This window comes from Candidatus Pantoea soli (genome assembly GCF_007833795.1).
GTDB classification, from domain to species: domain Bacteria; phylum Pseudomonadota; class Gammaproteobacteria; order Enterobacterales; family Enterobacteriaceae; genus Pantoea; species Pantoea soli.
In genome coordinates, this window is sequence record NZ_CP032702.1 from 698,943 (window position 1) to 717,938 (window position 18,996).

The 18,996-nt window shown below is 58.9% G+C and carries 15 protein-coding genes and 1 riboswitch; of the genes, 5 read left to right on the forward strand and 10 right to left on the reverse strand.

Annotated features, from left to right (window positions below; all coding sequences use genetic code 11):
- Nucleotides 1-77 precede the first annotated feature (77 nt).
- Nucleotides 78-2,438 (reverse strand): DNA polymerase II, encoded by a 2,361-nt coding sequence (polB, locus tag D8B20_RS03170; RefSeq protein WP_145887040.1) that lies wholly within the window; start codon nt 2,436-2,438, stop codon nt 78-80.
- Nucleotides 2,439-2,584: 146 nt separating this feature from the next.
- Here polB and D8B20_RS03175 point away from each other — a divergent pair, with 146 nt between their 5' ends.
- The gene (locus D8B20_RS03175) at nt 2,585-3,346 is read left to right on the forward strand and encodes a DedA family protein (protein WP_145887042.1); all 762 of its coding nucleotides are present in this window, start codon (nt 2,585-2,587) and stop codon (nt 3,344-3,346) included.
- On the opposite strand, the gene thiQ is transcribed toward D8B20_RS03175, so the two are convergent.
- The 4 genes from thiQ to sgrR form a co-directional block, all read right to left on the reverse strand.
- Nucleotides 3,343-4,044, reverse strand: coding sequence for a thiamine ABC transporter ATP-binding protein ThiQ (gene thiQ / locus D8B20_RS03180; protein WP_145887044.1), 702 nt, complete (start codon nt 4,042-4,044; stop codon nt 3,343-3,345). The genes D8B20_RS03175 and thiQ overlap by 4 nt on opposite strands.
- Complete coding sequence (gene thiP, locus D8B20_RS03185) at nt 4,028-5,638, reverse strand: thiamine/thiamine pyrophosphate ABC transporter permease ThiP (RefSeq protein ID WP_145887046.1); 1,611 nt, start codon at nt 5,636-5,638, stop codon at nt 4,028-4,030. Before thiP ends, thiQ begins: the two co-directional genes overlap by 17 nt.
- Entirely contained in the window at nt 5,614-6,600 is a 987-nt protein-coding gene (gene thiB, locus D8B20_RS03190) for a thiamine ABC transporter substrate binding subunit (RefSeq protein ID WP_145887048.1), read from the reverse strand. The genes thiP and thiB overlap by 25 nt, the downstream gene beginning before the upstream one ends.
- A gap of 46 nt (nt 6,601-6,646) precedes the next feature.
- Nucleotides 6,647-6,740: riboswitch (TPP riboswitch) on the reverse strand.
- A 35-nt stretch (nt 6,741-6,775) separates the two neighbouring features.
- Nucleotides 6,776-8,437: an HTH-type transcriptional regulator SgrR gene (gene sgrR / locus D8B20_RS03195; protein ID WP_145887050.1), complete on the reverse strand. Its 1,662-nt coding sequence runs from the start codon at nt 8,435-8,437 to the stop codon at nt 6,776-6,778.
- Nucleotides 8,438-8,693: 256 nt separating this feature from the next.
- Here sgrR and D8B20_RS03200 point away from each other — a divergent pair, with 256 nt between their 5' ends.
- On the forward strand, nt 8,694-9,875 hold the full coding sequence (locus D8B20_RS03200; RefSeq protein ID WP_145887051.1) for an MFS transporter: 1,182 nt from the start codon (nt 8,694-8,696) through the stop codon (nt 9,873-9,875).
- 88 nt (nt 9,876-9,963) lie between these two features.
- Here the strand turns inward: D8B20_RS03200 and leuD are convergent, their stop codons facing one another.
- From leuD to leuL, 5 genes are all read right to left on the reverse strand, one after another.
- Entirely contained in the window at nt 9,964-10,569 is a 606-nt protein-coding gene (gene leuD, locus D8B20_RS03205) for a 3-isopropylmalate dehydratase small subunit (RefSeq protein ID WP_145887053.1), read from the reverse strand.
- Between the two features lie 3 nt (nt 10,570-10,572).
- A complete protein-coding gene (leuC, locus tag D8B20_RS03210) occupies nt 10,573-11,979 on the reverse strand; it encodes a 3-isopropylmalate dehydratase large subunit (RefSeq protein ID WP_145887055.1) in 1,407 nt (468 codons plus the stop codon).
- A 4-nt stretch (nt 11,980-11,983) separates the two neighbouring features.
- Nucleotides 11,984-13,075, reverse strand: a complete 1,092-nt coding sequence (gene leuB, locus D8B20_RS03215; protein WP_145887057.1) for a 3-isopropylmalate dehydrogenase — start codon at nt 13,073-13,075, stop codon at nt 11,984-11,986.
- A 2-nt stretch (nt 13,076-13,077) separates the two neighbouring features.
- Nucleotides 13,078-14,640 carry a 2-isopropylmalate synthase gene (gene leuA, locus D8B20_RS03220; RefSeq protein ID WP_145887059.1) on the reverse strand — a complete coding sequence of 521 codons (1,563 nt, stop codon included), beginning with the start codon at nt 14,638-14,640 and terminating at the stop codon, nt 13,078-13,080.
- Between the two features lie 92 nt (nt 14,641-14,732).
- Entirely contained in the window at nt 14,733-14,816 is an 84-nt protein-coding gene (leuL, locus tag D8B20_RS22025; RefSeq protein WP_145890375.1) for a leu operon leader peptide, read from the reverse strand.
- A gap of 734 nt (nt 14,817-15,550) precedes the next feature.
- Between leuL and ilvI the strand changes: the two genes are divergently transcribed.
- The 3 genes from ilvI to cra all read left to right on the forward strand — a co-directional run bounded on the left by ilvI (nt 15,551) and on the right by cra (nt 18,978).
- The gene (ilvI, locus tag D8B20_RS03230; protein ID WP_145887061.1) at nt 15,551-17,275 is read left to right on the forward strand and encodes an acetolactate synthase 3 large subunit; all 1,725 of its coding nucleotides are present in this window, start codon (nt 15,551-15,553) and stop codon (nt 17,273-17,275) included.
- A 2-nt stretch (nt 17,276-17,277) separates the two neighbouring features.
- On the forward strand, nt 17,278-17,769 hold the full coding sequence (gene ilvN, locus D8B20_RS03235) for an acetolactate synthase small subunit (RefSeq protein ID WP_145887063.1): 492 nt from the start codon (nt 17,278-17,280) through the stop codon (nt 17,767-17,769).
- 198 nt (nt 17,770-17,967) lie between these two features.
- Nucleotides 17,968-18,978 carry a catabolite repressor/activator gene (gene cra, locus D8B20_RS03240; RefSeq protein ID WP_145887065.1) on the forward strand — a complete coding sequence of 337 codons (1,011 nt, stop codon included), beginning with the start codon at nt 17,968-17,970 and terminating at the stop codon, nt 18,976-18,978.
- Nucleotides 18,979-18,996 lie beyond the last annotated feature (18 nt).

Consider the following 18,996-nt stretch of genomic DNA (forward strand, 5'->3'; position numbering starts at 1 on the left):
GTGTCTGGTCAGGTTGTGCGTGCGGTGAGAATCAGGAAGGGCGCTATGGTACTGGATGGCAGGGCATTCGTCACCTGTCAAAAAAGCCCCAGCTGCCCGGTGATCAGTGTAGCAAAGTCGTCGCCGACAAACGGCAGAATGCCCTCGGCGACGGGCTGCAGCTGCCGGCTGACGTAGTGATCGTAATCCAGCGGCGTGCTGCGTGCCTCCAGCGGCTCCGGCCCGGCGGTCGCCATGACATAGCGGATAGAACCGCCATTCTGATACTGCAGCGGCCGCTGCAGTTTGCGATTGTGCTCGTCGGCCAGTCGCGCCGCGCGCACGTGCGGCGGCACATTGCGTTCATAATCTTTCAGCGGCCGGCGCAGGCGCTTTTTATAGACCAGCTGATCGTCCAGCTCGCCAGCCAGCAGTTTAGCCACCGTGTCGCGGATATAGTCCTGCCACGGCTCGCCGCGAAAGATGCGGCCATACAATGCCTGCTGAAACTGCTGCGCCAGCGGCGTCCAGTCCGTGCGTACCGATTCCAGTCCTTTAAATACCAGCTGTTCGCCACCGTGGCTGCGGATCAGCCCGGCGTAGCGCTTTTTGCTGCCCTGTTCGGCGCCACGAATCGTGGGCATCAGAAAACGGCTGAAGTGGGTTTCATACTCCAGCTCCAGCGCGCTGCTCAGGCCATAGGTTTGCTGCAGATGCTGCTGCCACCATTGATTGACGTGCTGCGCCAGACGCTGACCAATGGCCGCGGCGTCGGCTTCACTGTGCGCCTGCTTCAGCCAGACAAAGGTAGAATCGGTATCGCCGTAAATCACATCAAAGCCTTCGGCTTCAATCAGTTCGCGCGTCTGCTGCATGATGGCGTGACCGCGCAGCGTAATGGAGGAGGCAAGGCGCGGATCAAAGAAGCGGCAGGCGCTGGTGCCCAGCACGCCATAGAGCGCATTCATAATGATTTTTAAGGCCTGCGACAGCGGTTTATTGCCGTCGCGTTTCGCGGCTTCGCGCCCCTGCCAGATCTGTTCAACAATTGCTGGCAAACAGTGCGTATGGCGTGAAAAGCGCGCATGGCGGAAGCCAGGCACCGAATCGGTGTCATCCGGATGCGCCAGCCCTTCCACCAGCCCGACGGGGTCAATCAGGAAGGTGCGGATAATCGAGGGATAAAGGCTTTTGTAATCCAGCACCAGTACCGAATCATACAGGCCGGGACGTGAATCCATGACGTAGCCGCCCGGGCTGGCTTCCGGCGCGACCTCGCTGGGGTTAGGGGCGACGAAGCCGGCGCGGTGCATGCGCGGAATATAGAGATGGCTGAAGGCCGCGACCGAACCGCCGTGGCGATCGACCGCCAGCCCGTTCACGGTGGCGCGCTCCAGTAAAAACGGCATGATAGCCGTGTGCTGAAAAATGCGCGTTACCAGCTCGCAATCCCGCAGGTTATAGGTGGCCAGCGCCGGCTTGTCGTTGGCGAAGCGCCAGTTGATCTCTTCCATGCGCTGCCACGGGTTATCAATGGCTTTGCCTTCACCCAGCAGCTGGCGCGACACGGCCTCCAGGCTAAAGGAGGGAAAATCCCAGAAGGCTGATTTCAGCGCCTCGATACCGTCGATCACCAGCCGGCCAGCGGCCTGCGCAAAAAATACCCCCGGCTTAAAGCCGTGTTCGCGCCACTCCAGTGGCTGCTGCTGGCGGCCCAGGCGCAGCGGAATGCCGTAGCGATCGGCGTGTTTCTGTAATACGCGCAGGTCAAACTGCACCACATTCCAGCCAATCAGCACATCCGGATCGTGGCGTGCAAACCAGGCATTAAGCTGTTCCATCAGCTGCGGGCGGCTGTCGACATAAATCAGCTCAAAATCCAGCGCGCTGGCGTCACCGACCGGCGGGCCCAGCATATAGACCTGCCGCTGACCGCAGCCTTCCAGACCAATACAGTACAGTTCGCCGCGCTCGGTGGTCTCGATGTCCAGCGACACCCACTTCAGCTGCGGACGATAGTCCGGATGGGGTTTCAGGCGCGCATTCACCAGGCTGTCGCCGCGCGCCTCGCCGCTGAACCAGACCGGCGCGGTAATGAAGCGCTCCATCAGAAAGCGCTCCGGCGGACGGATGTCCGCTTCGTAAAGGGCAATGCCGTTTTCACGCAGGCGTTTTTCCAGCTGCTGCAGCTGGCGGTGGCTGCGGCAATAAAGACCAAACACCGGGCGGCGGCGGAAATCTTTCAGCGTCAGTGACTGCAGGCGCACCTGGCGCTCACCGGCAAGCAGCGCTTCGGTCTGCGCCCGAAACACCTCGGGAATAAAAGCCACCGACTCCTGAGCGGGCAACACCAGCCGCTGCGGGCCGTTATCGGTCGCCAGCCAGAGCACCACTTCGCTGCCGGTGGGGGTATCCCGCCAGTGGCGGGTGAGCAGAAATCCTGCGCGCGCGTCGGTCACGTCAACTCCGGATAGTGAATTGCTGTCAGTATAACATGGATGTTTATCCAGTATCAGCTGACCGGCGCAGCCAGCGGTAAATCTTGCCTTGACGCTGTGGCGCAGGCTCAGGACAATCCAGCCTTCATATTCCGCAGAGGATATTTATGGAAGCCTGGATTCAACACCTGTTTACGCAATCGCTGGAGTACGCGCTGATCGCCGTGGCGCTGGTCACTTTTTTAGAATCGCTGGCGTTTGTGGGTTTGCTGTTGCCGGGCACGGTATTAATGGCCAGCCTCGGCGCGCTGGTCGGCAGCGGTCAGATCGGACTGTATCCGGCCTGGGCGGCCGGGCTGGCGGGTTGCCTGATCGGCGACTGGGTTTCCTATGGCATTGGCTGGAAATTCCAGGGGCCGCTGCACCGCTGGAAATACCTGAAAAAGTATCAGGGGCTGCTGGATAAAACCGAGCACGCGCTGCATCAGCACAGCATGTTTACCATTCTTGTCGGACGGTTTGTCGGGCCGACACGTCCGCTGATCCCGCTGGCCGCCGGCATGCTGGAGCTGCCGGTGCGCAAATTCCTGCCGCCCAATATTATCGGCTGTGTCCTGTGGCCGCCGGCGTACCTGATGCCGGGCATTCTGGCGGGCGTGGCGATCGATGTACCGCAGGCGCAGGGCGACAGCTTTAAGTGGCTGCTGCTGCTGGTGGTGCTGTTGCTGTGGCTGGGGGGCTGGCTGCTGTGGCGCTGGTGGCGCAGCGGCAAAACCCGCGACTGGGCCAGCGGCTATTTGCCGCTATCCCGTCTGCGCTGGCTGGCGCCACTGATGGCGCTGACCGGCATCGCGGCGTTTATCGCGCTGCTGTTCCATCCGATGATGCCCGTCTTTCTGCAACTGCTGTGGAAGGTGTTTTTCGCCTAACGCGCTTTGACGCCCAGAATCGCCGCCGCCGCGTTTTCACCGCGCAGCAGCGCGGCGGTCGGGCCATCCCACCAGACCCGTCCGTCAACGATCACCAGGCTGCGCGCGGCGATCTGCTGCGCATCCTCCAGGCTGTGCGACACCATCAGCAGGGTAATCTGTCGCGCCTCACACACTTCGCGCACCCGCTGCAGCATTTCGCCGCGCAGGGCCGGATCGAGCGCGGAGAAGGGTTCATCCAGCAGCAGCACCGGCTGATTGCGCAGCAGGCAGCGCGCCAGCGCCACGCGCTGACGCTGGCCGCCGGAGAGCTGGCCTGGCAGGCGCGACAGCATCTCCTGCAGGCCGGTCTGATGCGCAACGTGCAGCAGTTGCTGCTGCTGATCGCGCGTCAGTTTTAAACCGGGATGCAGCCCCAGCCCCATGTTTTGCTGCACGGTAAGGTGCGGAAACAGATTGTTCTCCTGAAACAGCATTGAGACCGGTCGTGCGGAGGGCACGCTGTGGGTATGATCCACGCCGTTGATATGCAGTTCGCCCTGGCTGACCGGCAGAAAGCCGCCGAGCAGGCTCAGCAGGGTGCTTTTGCCTGCGCCGCTCGGGCCGAGAATCGCCAGGCGTTCACCGGCTTCGGCGTGAAAGCTGAAGCGCATCGGCAGATGCTGGTACAGGTAAGTCAGGTTATTCAGTGTCAGCATGGCGACCCGGTAATTTTTCCATCAGGGTAAAAAGCAGCAGGCATAACAGCAGCAATAGCAGGGCGGTAACGGCACCGTCTGCCCCACGATAAGCGCCAATCTGCTGAAACAGGTAAAACGGTAAGGTGCGGAAATCGACGCTGCCAAACAGCGCCACCACGCCAAAATCGCCAATCGACAGCACGCAGGCAAAGGCCAGCGCCTGCGCCAGCGGGCGCTGCAGCGCCTGCAGCTCGATCAGTCGCAGGCGATGCCAGCCGCTGATGCCCAGTGAGGCGCACAGCGGACCGTAGCGTACGCTCAGGTCGCGCATCGGGTTTTCCAGCACTTTCATTGCATAGGGAATGGCGATCAGCGCATTGGTGAAGATCACCAGCGCATCGGCGCGCTGCGGCAGGCCTGTTGTGGCATTGAACAGCAGAAAGAAGCCGCTGGCCAGCACGATACCCGGCATGGCGAGGATCAGCATGCCGCTCATCTCCATTGCCTGCGCGCTCAGCAGGCGCTGACGCTGGCGCAGCTCGCGGCTGCTCCACAGCAACATCAGGGTGAGTACCGCGCACAGCACGCCCGCCCCCAGCGCAATGCGCAGCGAGGTAAAGGTAGCCTGCCAGAGTGCGGGCTGTTGCAGCGCGCCCGCTACGCCGCCGTGTAACCCATCCACCACCACCGCCGCCAGCGGAGGCAGCAGTAGCAGCAGCGCCAGGCCAATCAGCAGTGCATCGGCCACGCGCGCCAGCCTGCTGTCCTGCGGATCGCGCCAGCCGCGCAGCGTCTGACTGCCCGGCGCGATAGCCTGACTGAAGCGCTGGCTCAGCAGCACCAGCAGCAGACAGCAGCCGAGCTGCAGCAGGGCCAGCAGCGCGGCGCGGCCAGGATCGTAATCAAAATTCAGTGCCTGATAGATGGCGAGTTCCAGCGTGGTGGCCTGCGGGCCGCCGCCCAGCGCCAGCACAGTGGCAAAACTGGCAAAGCACAGCATAAAAATCAGCGCGGCGGTGGGCAGGATCTGGCGGCGCAGCCACGGCCACTCCAGCCAGTGAAACAGCCACCAGCCGCGCATGCCCAGCTGGGCTGCCAGCTGCCGCTGCTCAGCGGGAATGCTCTCCAGCGCCTGCAACAGCATGCGGGTGGCCAGCGGCAGATTAAAGAAAACGTGCGCCAGCAGAATGCCCTGCAGACCATAGGGAGAGAAATGATAAGAGAGGCCGAGCGCGGCACAGAGCTGCGCCAGCCAGCCAGTACGCCCGTAAACGCTCAGCAGGCCAAATACCGCCACCAGCACCGGCAGCACCAGCGTCATGGCGCACAGGCGCAGCAGCAGGGCGCGGCCAGGAAAACGGCGGCGATAGAGCGCCCGGGCCAGCGGTATGGCAGGCACGACCGAGCACAGCGCAGAGAGCAGGGCCTGTTCAAATGAAAAGGCCAGTACATGATGCAGATAGCTGTCGCTCAGCAGCGCCTGCCAGTCGGTGGCGGGTGCGGCGGCAAGCAGCGCGCCAAATGCCAGCAGCGCCACCGCACACAGCAGCAGCGCGCTGAACGCCCCCGGAATCAGCCAGCCGGGCATTAACGGCTGACGGCCTGTTGCCATGTACGAATCCAGGCGGCGCGGTGTTCAGCGACCTCGGCAGGGGTAAACTGCAGCGCGTCAGCCGGCACCGGCAGCGTGGCGTAACCGGCGGGCAGCGCGGTTTTGATCACCGGATACATCCAGTTGCCGGTGGGTATCGTCTGCTGGAAGGCCGGGGACACCATAAACTGCATAAACTGCTGAGCCAGCTGCGGCTGCTGGCTGCCGGCCAGTCGGGCGGCCACCTCCACCTGCAGATAATGTCCTTCGCTGAACGGCGCGGCTGCATACTGATCTTTCTTCTCTTCGATCAGATGGTAGGCGGGTGATGTGGTGTAGCTCAGCACCAGATCGCCTTCGCCTTTCAGAAACAGGCCGTAGGCTTCACTCCAGCCTTTGGTGACCGTTACGGTTTTGGCCGCCAGCTTTTGCCAGGCCTGATCCGCATGTTCGCCAAACACTTTCTGCATCCACAGCAGCAAGCCCAGCCCCGGCGTGCTGGTACGGGGATCTTCATAGATCACGCGCCATTTTTCCGGGCTTTCTGCCAGCTCCCGCAGGCTTTTGGGCGGATTTTTCAGTTTGGTTTTGTCGTAAACGAAGGCGAAATAGCCGTAATCGAACGGAATGAACGTGCTGTTGTGCCAGCCATCCGGCAGCTGCAGAGTGCGGGTATCTACCTGGCTGGGAGCGAACAGGCCGGTTTGTTCCGCCGCCTGGACCAGATTGTTATCCAGGCCCAGCACAATGTCGGCCTTGCTGTTTTTGCCTTCCATACGAACCCGGTTAAGCAGGGAAACGCCATCTTCCAGCGCCACGTATTTCAGTTCGCAACCGCACTGCGCTTCAAAGGCTTTTTTTACCGCCGGGCCGGGGCCCCATTCAGCGGCGAAGGAATCGTAGGTATAAACGGTGAGGACAGGTTTGGCAGCAAGCGCCGGTGCGCATACCAGCAGCAGCACGGGCAGAACTTTGTTTAACACTTTGCGCTCCTTGAGGAGAAGATAACGTTGAGTCGCAAAGGATCTGAGCAGCAGGCCTCTCAAATCCCTACGCCGGTACAAACCGGATCAGGTTCGACGGGTCTCTCTCAGCCAGTTATCCGGCACCCCGTTGAGAACGGCTTAGTGTAGTCACTTCTGTGACAGCGCGAAAGCCTCACAGATCCGGCGGGGCGAACCAGGCGGACTTGAAATCAAACCAGCCCAGCGTATTGAGGCGCACGCCACGCATGCTGCGCTGCCCTTCCAGCAGCAGCCAGTGATGGAACAGCGGATGCAGGTAGTTGTGGCTGACCAGCTGGCGGCTCCACTCCGCCAGCGGCAACGCATTGTCGCGCCAGCGTGCGGCATCGGCTGACCAGTCGAGCGGAACACAGTGCTGCATCAGCGGCAGCTCATACAGCTGCGCAAACAGTGCATACTCCAGCGGCAGGGTGAAATTGACGCTGCCCAGCCAGATATCGCTGTCGCCCGCGCCGGCATACCACTCTTCATAGCTGACTTCACGCGTTATCAGCGTGACACCCTGCTGCGCCAGCAGCGGGCGCAGCGCACTGGCAATGCCTTCGTGTTCAACGTGCTGGCTGTACCAGCTGAGCGTCAGCTGCGTCAGCCCCTGCGGTTTGCTGACGGGATCGAGATCGCGCCGGTGATGCCAGCGCGGCAGCAGGCCATAAGCCGGAAACCAGTAGCGCTGATAGCCCACGCCGGCATGATTCAGCAGCGCCACCGGATTCAGCAGATAGCTGACCCAGCGGCGGAAGTCGGCATCGCGTCCGCGTGCGGATCGCTGATCGTACAGCAGAAAGTAACAGCCTTCTTCCAGCCGGCTCTCCTCTGACTTTTCATCTGCGCTTTCCCCTTCCAGCTTTACACCGGCATAGACCAGCTCATCGCTGATCTCCGGTAACACCCAGATGGAGACGTCATCAATCAGCGCGCGGTAGCCAAAGTAGTCGTCAAAAGCGGCAATCTTCAGCTGCGTCTGCTGATTACGCACCACGCTGTAGGGGCCGGTGCCAACCGGCTGCGCTGCAAAGTTGGGCAGCGCGGGCCACTCGCGCGGCAGAATCATCGCACTGACGCTGCCCAGCAGCCATGGCAGCCAGCGATCCGGCTGGCTGAGATGAATATCCAGCGTCCACGGAGCCGGCGCGTGCAGGCGGACCAGATGGGAAAACAGCGGCTGGCTGCGCACCCGTTCCAGCGAGGCGATAACATCCTCCATCGCCAGTTCGCGGCCGTGATGAAAGCGAATGGCCGGGCGCAGAAAGAAGCGCCAGTGCAGCGGAGACGTTTGCTGCCAGTGGTGCGCGATATCCGGTTCAATTTCCCCGTTTTCCTCATTTACCCGCGTCAGGCCGCTGAAAATCTGCCGTGCCAGATGGGTTTCCGAGCGGCGCAGCGGCGAACCCGGCAGCAGGCTGGGCAGCGGACGGTAGTAAAGCACGCGCAGAATATGTTTGCCCTGCCGGAAGCTGCGTCCCAGATGGGCGGCAATCATCTGCCGCACCTGATGCTTATCGCCGACCAGCTGAACCAGCTGGTCAATCCGATCCTGCTCCAGCAGTTCGTCGGCGCGCTGCTGCTGCAGTGCCAGTCCGGTGCAGCAGAAACGCAGCTGCGAACGTTTGCCGCGTCCGGCCTCCGCCTGCCACTGCAGCCAGCCCGCCTGCTGCATGGCAGCGAGCAGGTTGCGCATATGGCGACGCGAGCAGTGCAGCCGCGCGGCCAGCTCCTGCAGCGTGATCGCCTGATCCTCCCCCTGACAGTGTTGCCACAGGCGGATAAATTGCTGCTGCAGACGGGCAGAAGACATAAAAGGGGAACTCCTTTGCGACATCGCTCAGTTTTTACTGCCTCATATTAAAGGCATACTGCCTGCAACGGAAAGAGCGGGAGGCATTCATACATGAATGGCGCTCATCCCGGGATTCTGCCCAGGCGGAATCGTTTCTGAGTAGGGTGCAATTTCACCGCCAGCAGGGGATCTCTGCTGGCTTTTTTTGATCGGCTGTGAAATCGTCTACGCTCTTTTTTTGGGTTCTGCTTTTCTTCCTCAAAGGGATTTCTGCATGAAATCGCTGTTAACGCGGCCGCGCCGCCTCAATCCGGTTTATCTCTCCTTTATGGCCGTGTCGTTCATGGTGGGCGTCGCCGGCGCGCTGCAGGCGCCGACGCTGAGTCTGTTTCTGACGCGCGAAGTGCAGGTGCGGCCGTTCTGGGTGGGGCTGTTTTTCACCGTCAACGCCGTGGCGGGCATCATTATCAGCCTGCTGGTGGCGAAACGATCGGACACGCAGGGCGACCGCCGTAACCTGATTCTGTTCTGCTGCCTGATGGCGGTGCTGAATGCGCTGCTGTTTGCTTTTAATCGCCACTATCTGACACTGGTCAGCCTGGGCGTGCTGCTGTCAGCGCTCTCCAGCGTGGCGATGCCGCAGATCTTTGCGCTGGCACGGGAATATGCTGACCAGTCGGCGCGCGAGGTGGTGATGTTCAGCTCGGTCATGCGCGCCCAGCTGTCGCTGGCGTGGGTGATTGGGCCGCCGTTATCCTTTGCGCTGGCGCTCAACTATGGTTTCGTCACGCTGTTCTGCGTGGCGGCGGCTATCTTCCTGCTGAGTATGTTGTTGATCTGGCGTTCGCTGCCTTCCGTGCCGCGCGTCCTTGTCACGCCGGAGCAGGAACTGCTGCGCATCAGCCCGTGGAAAGACGGTCAGGTACGGTTGCTGTTTATCGCCTCGGTGGTGATGTGGGCGTGCAACACCATGTATATCATTGATATGCCGCTGTATATCAGTACAACGCTGGGCCTGCCGGAAAAGCTGGCCGGGCTGTTAATGGGCACGGCTGCTGGCCTGGAGATCCCCATCATGCTGCTGGCCGGACACTATGCAAAGCGCTATGGCAAACGTCTGCCGATGCTGCTGGCGCTGGTGGCGGGCGTACTGTTTTACCTCGGGCTGGTGCTGTTTCATTCACGCACCGCGCTGATGGTACTGCAGCTGTTTAATGCCGCCTTTATCGGCATTATTGCCGGAATCGGCATGCTATGGTTCCAGGACCTGATGCCGGGGCGCGCAGGTGCAGCCACCACGCTGTTTACCACTTCCATCTCTACCGGGCTGATCGTGGCCGGGCTGATTCAGGGTGTGCTGAGCGAGCGCTTTGGCCATGAATCGGTGTACTGGCTGGCGCTGGCGATGTCACTGGTGGCGCTGGGGCTGGCATCACGGGTGCGGGACGTGCGATAAGGGCAGAAGGGCAGATACAGGCCGCCAGGCAGGCAGGCGGCCACGTAATGCGAACCACCGGACGCACCGGCGGTGCGCCCGGAAAGCCTCAGCGTAAAAATGCCGGCTGGCTGGCTTCGTAGCGGGCAATTGCCGCTTCGTGCTGCAGCGTCAGGCCAATGCTGTCCAGGCCGTTAATCATGCAGTGACGACGGAACGCATCGATCTCAAAGCGGTAAACTTTATCGCCGGCGGTCACCGTCTGCGCTTCGAGATCCACGGTAAAGCGAATGCCGGGCTGATCGTTCACCAGGCGGAACATTTCATCCACCTCCTCTTCGCTCAGCTTCACCGGCAGCAGCTGGTTGTTGAAGCTGTTGCCATAGAAGATGTCAGCAAAGCTCGGTGCAATCACTACATGAAAACCAAAGTCAGTGAGTGCCCATGGCGCGTGCTCACGCGACGAGCCGCAGCCAAAGTTTTCCCGGGCCAGCAGAATGCTGGTGCCCTGGAATTCCGGTTTGTTCAGTACAAAGCTGGCCGTCGGCTGCGTGCCGGCATCGTCGTCAAAGCGCCAGTCGTGAAACAGGTGGGCACCAAAACCGGTGCGCGTCACTTTCTGCAAAAACTGCTTGGGAATGATGGCATCGGTATCGACGTTCGCGGCATCCAGCGGGGCGACGATCCCGGTGTGTTGGGTAAATTTTTTCGCCATGGCTTAAGCTCCCTGAGTTAATTCGCGAATGTCGGCAAAACGGCCGGTGACAGCCGCAGCGGCCGCCATCGCCGGGCTCACCAGATGGGTGCGTCCGCCGCGGCCCTGACGGCCTTCAAAGTTACGGTTACTGGTTGAAGCACAGCGCTCGCCCGGATTCAGGCGGTCGTTGTTCATCGCCAGGCACATTGAGCAGCCCGGTAAACGCCATTCAAAACCAGCGTCGAGGAAAATTTTATCCAGGCCTTCCGCTTCCGCCTGCGCTTTCACCGGACCGGAACCCGGCACCACCATCGCCACTACGCCCGGTGCGACTTTCCGCCCTTTGGCGATAGCTGCCGCCGCGCGTAAATCTTCGATACGCGAGTTGGTGCAGGAGCCGATAAACACTTTATCAATTGCCACATCGGTCAGTTTAATGCCCGGCTGCAGCGCCATATAGGCCAGCGCTTTCTCTGCGGAGGCGCGTTCCACCGGATCGGCAAAGGTCTGCGGATCGGGAATCGCCTGGTCAACCGCCATCACCTGGCCCGGATTGGTGCCCCAGGTAACCTGTGGCGCGATGTCCGCTGCGTTCAGGGTGACGACGCTATCAAAAATGGCATCGCTGTCAGACTTCAGCGTGCGCCAGTAGGCGACTGCCTGCTCCCACTGTTCGCCCTTCGGTGCGAACTGCTTGTCTTTCAGGTAGGCGAAAGTGGTGTCATCCGGCGCAACCAGACCCGCTTTTGCCCCCATTTCAATCGCCATATTGCACAGCGTCATACGGCCTTCCATGCTCAGCGCCTGGATCGCCGGGCCGCAGAACTCGACCACGTGGCCTGTGCCGCCCGCGCTGCCGGTCTTACCGATAATAGCCAGCACGATATCTTTGGCGGTGATGCCCGGTGCGGCTTCACCCAGCACCTCAATCTTCATGGTTTTGGCGCGGCCCTGTTTCAGGGTCTGCGTGGCAAACACGTGTTCCACTTCAGACGTGCCGATGCCAAACGCGAGGGAACCGAATGCCCCGTGGGTCGCCGTGTGCGAATCGCCACATACAATCGTCATACCCGGCAGCGTCATGCCCTGCTCAGGGCCGATCACATGAACAATGCCCTGGAACGGGTGGTTCAGATCGTACAGCTGAATGCCAAATTCGGCGCAGTTCTTCATCAGCTCCTGCATCTGAATACGGGCCATTTCGCCGGATGCGTTGATGTCTTTGGTCTGGGTCGATACGTTGTGGTCCATGGTGGCAAACGTCTTCGACGGCTGACGCACTTTACGTCCGTGCGCGCGCAGTCCGTCAAACGCCTGCGGCGACGTCACTTCATGAATCAGATGACGATCGATATAGAGTAACGGCGTTTCATCTGGCGCTTCGTGAACGACATGTGCATCAAATAACTTCTGGTATAAGCTTTTCATTTTATTATTTTTCCTCAGCGATGAAACCGGCAATGATGCTGCCCATTTCGTCTGTGCTCACGGCCGGGCAGTTACCGGCCAGATCGCGGGTGCGGTGCCCCGCTTCCAGTGCGCGGCTGACCGCGCGCTCAATGCTATCCGCAGCGGCATCGGCGTTAAGGCTGAAACGCAGCAGCATGGCCAGTGACAGGATCTGCGCAATCGGGTTGGCAATATTCTGGCCGGCGATGTCCGGCGCGGAGCCGCCCGCAGGTTCAAACAGGCCGAAGCCCTCTTCGTTAAGGCTGGCCGAAGGCAGCATGCCCATTGAGCCGGTAATCATCGCGCACTCATCGGACAGGATGTCGCCAAACAGGTTAGAGCACAGCAGGACATCGAACTGTGACGGATCTTTAATCAGCTGCATGGTGGCGTTATCAATGTACATATGATTCAGCTGTACATCCGGATACGCCGTTGCCACCTCGTTAACAATCTCACGCCACATTACGGAGGTGGCCAGCACGTTGGCTTTATCAATAGAGGTGACTTTATTGCGGCGCTTGCGCGCGGCTTCAAACGCATTACGGGCAATGCGCTCGATTTCAAAGCGGTGGTAAACCTCCGTGTCAAAGGCGCGCTCGTGCGGACCGCTGCCTTCCCGGCCTTTGGGCTGGCCGAAATAGATGCCGCCGGTCAGTTCGCGGACGCACAGGATATCGAAGCCGCGCGCGGCAATATCGCTGCGCAGCGGGCAGAACGCTTCCAGGCCTTTGTACAGCGCCGCGGGGCGCAGGTTGCTGAACAGACGGAAATGTTTACGCAGCGGCAGCAGCGCACCGCGCTCTGGCTGGCTGGCGGGCGGCAGATGCTCCCATTTCGGGCCACCCACAGAGCCGAACAAAATGGCATCGGCCTGTTCCGCACCGGTGATGGTGGCCGGTGGCAGCGGTTCACCGTGACGATCGATGGCGATACCGCCCACATCATATTCGCTGGTGGTAATCCGCATGTCGAAACGGTGACGGATGGCGTCAAGGACTTTCATGGCCTGCGCCATCACTTCCGGACCGATTCCATCGCCTGGCATTACCGCAATATGATAAGACTGAGTCATAGTTACACCATTTCCTTCTGATCTTTGAATTTACGCTGCAATTCTTTTTCTACCTGCTTAGCACGCCAGATGTTGTTCAGGGCATTGACCATCGCTTTGGCAGAGGATTCGACAATATCGGTTGCCAGGCCCACGCCGTGGAATTTACGGCCGTTGTAATTGACCACAATGTCCACCTGTCCCAGCGCGTTCTCACCGTGACCCTTGGCCGTGAGTTTGTAATTCACCAGCTCGGCTTCCAGTCCGGTGATGCGGTTGATGGCCTGATACACGGCATCAACCGGACCATTACCGGTGGCCGCATCGGCTTTGACCTCATCGCCACAGCCTAACTGCACTGACGCGGTTGCTGTGACGCTGGAGCCGGTCTGCACATTGAATTCGTTCAGCTGGAAATATTCCGGCTCTTCGTTCTGCTTATTAATGAAGGCCAGCGCTTCCAGATCGTAATCAAACACCTGACCTTTTTTGTCGGCCAGCTTCAGGAACGCGTCATACAGCGCATCCAGGTTGTAATCCGCCTCTTTGTAGCCCATCTCTTCCATGCGGTGTTTTACAGCGGCACGGCCGGAACGTGAGGTGAGATTCAGCTGGATTTTGTGCAGGCCAATCGACTCTGGCGTCAGGATTTCGTAGTTTTCGCGGTTTTTCAGCACGCCGTCCTGATGGATACCTGAAGAGTGTGCAAACGCGTTGGAGCCCACCACCGCCTTGTTGGCCGGAATGGGCATGTTGCAAATCTGGCTGACAATCTGGCTGGTGCGGTAAATTTCCTGATGATGGATATTGGTGTGCACGTTCATGATCTGCTGGCGGGTTTTGATCGCCATGATCACCTCTTCCAGTGCACAGTTCCCGGCGCGTTCACCCAGACCGTTCAGCGTGCCTTCTACCTGACGCGCACCCGCCAGCACGGCAGCGATGGCGTTACCGGTGGCCATGCCGAGGTCATCGTGGGTGTGGACAGAGAGAATGGCTTTATCAATGTTCGGAACGCGGTTGATCAGCTGACTGATGATGTTGGCGTATTCACCGGGCAGCGTGTAGCCAACGGTATCGGGAATATTGATGGTTTTCGCCCCGGCATCAATGGCGGCTTCCACCATGCGGCACAGGTCGTCAATCGGAGTACGGCCGCCGTCTTCGCAGGAGAATTCGACGTCATCGGTATAGTTACGCGCCCGTTTGACCATATGGACCGCGCGCTCGATCACTTCCGGCAGCGTGCTGCGCAGCTTGGTAGCGATGTGCATCGGTGAGGTGGCGATAAAGGTATGAATGCGGAAGGCTTCTGCCACGCGCAGTGATTCATAGGCTGCATCAATATCCTTTTCAACACAGCGCGCCAGCCCGCAAACGCGGCTGTTTTTAATGGTGCGCGCGATGGTCTGCACCGATTCAAAATCACCCGGCGAAGAGACCGGGAAGCCGACTTCCATTACGTCCACGCCCATACGTTCCAGCGCCAGGGCGATCTGCAGTTTTTCTTTAACACTCAGGCTGGCCTGTAATGCCTGTTCGCCGTCACGCAGAGTGGTATCGAAAATAATAACTTGCTGGCTCATGGTCATCTTCCTTTTCATTAACTTCGCCGGTGCAACGAGCATAAAAAAACCCGCGCAGTGGCGCGGGTTTTTTAACTTTCAGCAGGTCTGAATCAGTGTTTGATTCCGCCCACGAGTCTACCGCGCAAACTGGATGCGTTTAGTAGTAGACCGAGTAGGCGGAAAGAACGGGACATGAATCAAACCTCATAAAATGTGTGCTGCACATATTGGTACTGGAATCGCCGGATGATGTCAACCCTGTGGGCTGGGCTATTTTCAGCCGCGGGCAAGGGCGATGTGCTGTCTTTTTTCACCCGCGCAGAGCATCTGCCGCGATTATTCGTTAATTCAGTTAATTAGCGGAGATCGGGAAAAATGAGCTGGCGTGAAATTCTTGTTATGTTTATGTTTTTAAAAGATTTTAAATTTTATGGCCAGATTTATAAGAAACAAGACCAGGCTTGTTGCTTAGCAGATTATCGTGTGGCAGCGATTATCCGGAGTTAATCGCGCCAGAAACAGAAGGCGGGAAAACATAGTGGGCTGAATGGTCCGGCAATATGAAAATCATATTTCTTAGAACACGCTGTAAATAATCTTTAAACCAGCATTTTCATCTGTGCTTCTGCCGCCGTATCAGTTTATTCCTCGCAGGCAATATTCTGCATTCAGTGCCTTTATTGCCGGATTAAATGCAGAGTGGCGCTCTGGTGTTTGCAGGCCGGGTTTTCTGCGGTTATGGTAATCGACCTACTCTTAAAAAAATCCACGCAGGTAGATTCCCCTGTACCCGGAAGATGAAATGAATATCGTCTTCTTAGCATAAACATAAGGTTTTGATCTTAATTGGCGAACAGGGAACAGATGCGCAGCGGCGCGCCGGATTGCGCTGGCCGCAGCGCCTGTTTCTTAAGCCTGGAGGCAGAAAATGGAGATGTTGTCAGGAGCCGAAATGGTCGTCCGTTCGTTAATCGATCAGGGCGTAAAGCAGGTATTCGGTTATCCGGGCGGCGCGGTGCTCGACATTTATGACGCGCTGCAGACGGTCGGCGGTATTGACCACGTTCTGGTGCGTCACGAGCAGGGTGCAGTCCATATGGCCGATGGACTGGCGCGCGCCACCGGTGAGGTCGGCGTCGTGCTGGTCACGTCCGGTCCCGGCGCAACCAACGCCATTACCGGCATTGCTACGGCGTATATGGATTCCATTCCGCTGGTGATTTTGTCCGGCCAGGTGCCGTCATCGCTGATTGGCTACGATGCGTTTCAGGAGTGCGACATGGTCGGCATCTCCCGCCCGGTGGTCAAGCACAGCTTCCTGGTGAAAAGCACGGAAGAGATCCCTGGGGTTCTGAAAAAAGCCTTCTGGCTGGCGGCCAGCGGCCGTCCTGGCCCGGTGGTCATCGATCTGCCTAAAGATATTCTCAATCCGGCCAACAAGCTGCCTTATGTCTGGCCGGAAACGGTGAGCATGCGCTCTTACAATCCGACGCTACAGGGGCACAAAGGTCAGATTAAACGTGCGCTGCAGACGCTGCTGGCGGCGCACAAGCCGGTGATTTATGCCGGCGGCGGGGCAATTACCTCTGGCTGTGAAGCGGAACTGCGTCAGCTGGCAGAGCAGCTGAACATTCCGGTGACCACCTCTCTGATGGGGCTGGGGGCTTTTCCTGGCTCGCATCGTCAGTGTGTCGGCATGCTGGGCATGCACGGCACCTATGAAGCCAACATGACGATGCATAACGCGGATTTGATCTTTGGCATTGGCGTGCGCTTTGACGATCGCACCACCAACAATCTGGCGAAATATTGCCCGAATGCCACCATCATGCACATTGATGTTGATCCAACCTCTATTTCTAAGACCGTCAGTGCGGATATTCCTATCGTGGGCGATGCGCGTCAGACACTGACGCAGATGCTGGAACTGCTGGCGCAGAGCGAAGCGAAACAGGAGCTGGACAGCCTGCGTGACTGGTGGCAGACCATCGACGGCTGGCGCAGCCGTAAATGTCTGGAGTTTGATCGCAGCAGCGAGAAGATCAAACCGCAGGCAGTCATTGAGACGATCTGTCGGCTGACGCACGGGGACGCTTACGTTACCTCGGATGTAGGCCAGCATCAGATGTTTGCCGCACTCTATTATCAGTTCGACAAACCCCGCCGCTGGATCAACTCCGGCGGACTGGGCACCATGGGCTTTGGTCTGCCGGCGGCGCTGGGCGTAAAAATGGCGCTGCCGGACGAAACCGTAATTTGTGTCACCGGCGACGGCAGTATTCAGATGAACATTCAGGAGCTCTCCACTGCGCTGCAGTATAACCTGCCGGTGCTGGTGCTTAACCTGAATAACCGTTTCCTCGGCATGGTGAAACAGTGGCAGGACATGATCTACTCCGGTCGCCATTCACAATCCTATATGGAATCGCTGCCGGACTTTGTTCGTCTTGCAGAAGCCTATGGCCACGTGGGTATCGCCATTCAGCATCCGGCTGAGCTGGAAGAGAAGCTGCAGCTGGCGCTGGATACCGTGGCGAAAGGCCGTCTGGTCTTTGTTGACGTCACCGTGGACGGCAGCGAGCACGTTTACCCGATGCAGATTCGCGGCGGTGCGATGGATGAGATGTGGTTAAGCAAAACGGAGAGGACATAATTATGCGCCGTATTTTATCAGTGCTGCTGGAAAACGAATCCGGCGCATTGTCCCGCGTCGTGGGCCTGTTTTCACAGCGCGGCTATAACATTGAAAGCCTGACCGTTGCCCCCACGGACGATCCTACCCTGTCCCGCATGACGATTCAGACGGTAGGCGATGAAAAAGTGCTGGAGCAGATTGAGAAGCAGCTGCACAAGCTGGTGGACGTGTTACGTGTCAGCGAACTGGGGCAGGGCGCCTACGTTGAGCGTGAGATCATGCTGGTAAAAATCCAGGCGACCGGTTACGGCCGGGAAGAGGTTAAACGCAGCGCCGAGATTTTCCGCGGGCAGATTATCGACGTGACGCCAACGCTGTACACGGTTCAGCTGGCGGGCACCAGCGATAAACTGGATGCTTTCCTTAATACCGTGCGCGAAGTGGCAGAAATTGTTGAAGTAGCGCGTTCGGGCATCGTTGGCGTTTCACGCGGCGATCGCGTCATGCGCTGACAGCGTAACCTCACCCATAGCAGTTTCAGCTAACCCGGCGTAATGCCGGGTTTTTTTATTTTATGCGCAACTGATAACTGCAGATGAAAAGCGGTTGCCCGGAGGGATTTTCTGCGGTTAGATGTGACAAATGTTTTACCCATAGCTACTCTGCGGACATTTTCGCCCGCCCTGGCTTATCAGAATTAAGGTGTCACCGTGAAACTGGATGAAATAGCGCGCCTGGCGGGCGTGTCACGCACCACGGCCAGCTACGTTATCAATGGCAAGGCGCGGCAGTATCGAGTCAGCGAAAAAACCGTCGAAAAAGTCATGGCGGTGGTGCGTGAACACAACTATCACCCGAACGCCGTGGCAGCCGGCCTGCGCGCCGGCCGCACGCGCTCCATTGGCCTGGTGATTCCCGATCTGGAAAACACCAGCTATACGCGTATCGCGAATTATCTGGAGCGTCAGGCGCGGCAGCGCGGTTATCAGCTGCTGATCGCCTGCTCAGAAGATCAGCCTGACAACGAAATGCGCTGTATTGAACATCTGCTGCAGCGCCAGGTGGATGCGATCATTGTATCAACCTCCCTGCCGCCGGAGCACCCCTTCTATCAGCGCTGGATCAACGATCCGCTGCCGATTATTGCGCTGGACCGCGCGCTGGATCGTGAACACTTCACCAGCGTGGTAGGGGCCGATCAGGACGATGCCCATACGCTGGCAGCTGAATTGCGTCAGCTGCCGGTAAAAAACGTCCTGTTCCTGGGGGCGCTGCCGGAGTTATCAGTGAGCTTCCTGCGTGAAATGGGCTTCCGGGAAGCGTGGAAGGGCGATGCGCGAAACATCGACTACCTCTACTGTAATAGCTTTGATCGCGCGGCGGCGGCAGCACTGTTTGAAAAGTATCTGGAAGATCACCCAATGCCGGAAGCGCTGTTTACCACCTCGTTTGGTCTGCTGCAGGGGGTGATGGATGTCACGCTGAAACGTGACGGGCGTCTGCCAACCGACCTGGCCATCGCAACCTTTGGCGACCACGAATTACTGGACTTTCTGGAGTGTCCGGTACTGGCCGTCGGGCAGCGCCATCGGGATGTCGCTGAACGGGTGCTGGAATTAGTTTTGGCTTCGCTCGATGAACCGCGAAAACCCAAAGCCGGTTTAACCCGTATCCGGCGTAATTTATTTCGCCGCGGACAATTAAGTCGTCGCGTAAAATGAGCTGGCGGGCGATTGTTC

Coding starts and splice junctions, on each gene's coding strand:
- D8B20_RS03175 (WP_145887042.1), top strand. CDS start 2,585: ATGGAAGCCTGGATTCAACACCTGTTTACGCAATCGCTGGAGTACGCG.
- thiQ (WP_145887044.1), bottom strand. CDS start 4,044: ATGCTGACACTGAATAACCTGACTTACCTGTACCAGCATCTGCCGATG.
- thiP (WP_145887046.1), bottom strand. CDS start 5,638: ATGGCAACAGGCCGTCAGCCGTTAATGCCCGGCTGGCTGATTCCGGGG.
- sgrR (WP_145887050.1), bottom strand. CDS start 8,437: ATGTCTTCTGCCCGTCTGCAGCAGCAATTTATCCGCCTGTGGCAACAC.
- D8B20_RS03200 (WP_145887051.1), top strand. CDS start 8,694: ATGAAATCGCTGTTAACGCGGCCGCGCCGCCTCAATCCGGTTTATCTC.
- leuD (WP_145887053.1), bottom strand. CDS start 10,569: ATGGCGAAAAAATTTACCCAACACACCGGGATCGTCGCCCCGCTGGAT.
- leuC (WP_145887055.1), bottom strand. CDS start 11,979: ATGAAAAGCTTATACCAGAAGTTATTTGATGCACATGTCGTTCACGAA.
- leuB (WP_145887057.1), bottom strand. CDS start 13,075: ATGACTCAGTCTTATCATATTGCGGTAATGCCAGGCGATGGAATCGGT.
- leuA (WP_145887059.1), bottom strand. CDS start 14,640: ATGAGCCAGCAAGTTATTATTTTCGATACCACTCTGCGTGACGGCGAA.
- leuL (WP_145890375.1), bottom strand. CDS start 14,816: ATGTCCCGTTCTTTCCGCCTACTCGGTCTACTACTAAACGCATCCAGT.
- ilvI (WP_145887061.1), top strand. CDS start 15,551: ATGGAGATGTTGTCAGGAGCCGAAATGGTCGTCCGTTCGTTAATCGAT.
- ilvN (WP_145887063.1), top strand. CDS start 17,278: ATGCGCCGTATTTTATCAGTGCTGCTGGAAAACGAATCCGGCGCATTG.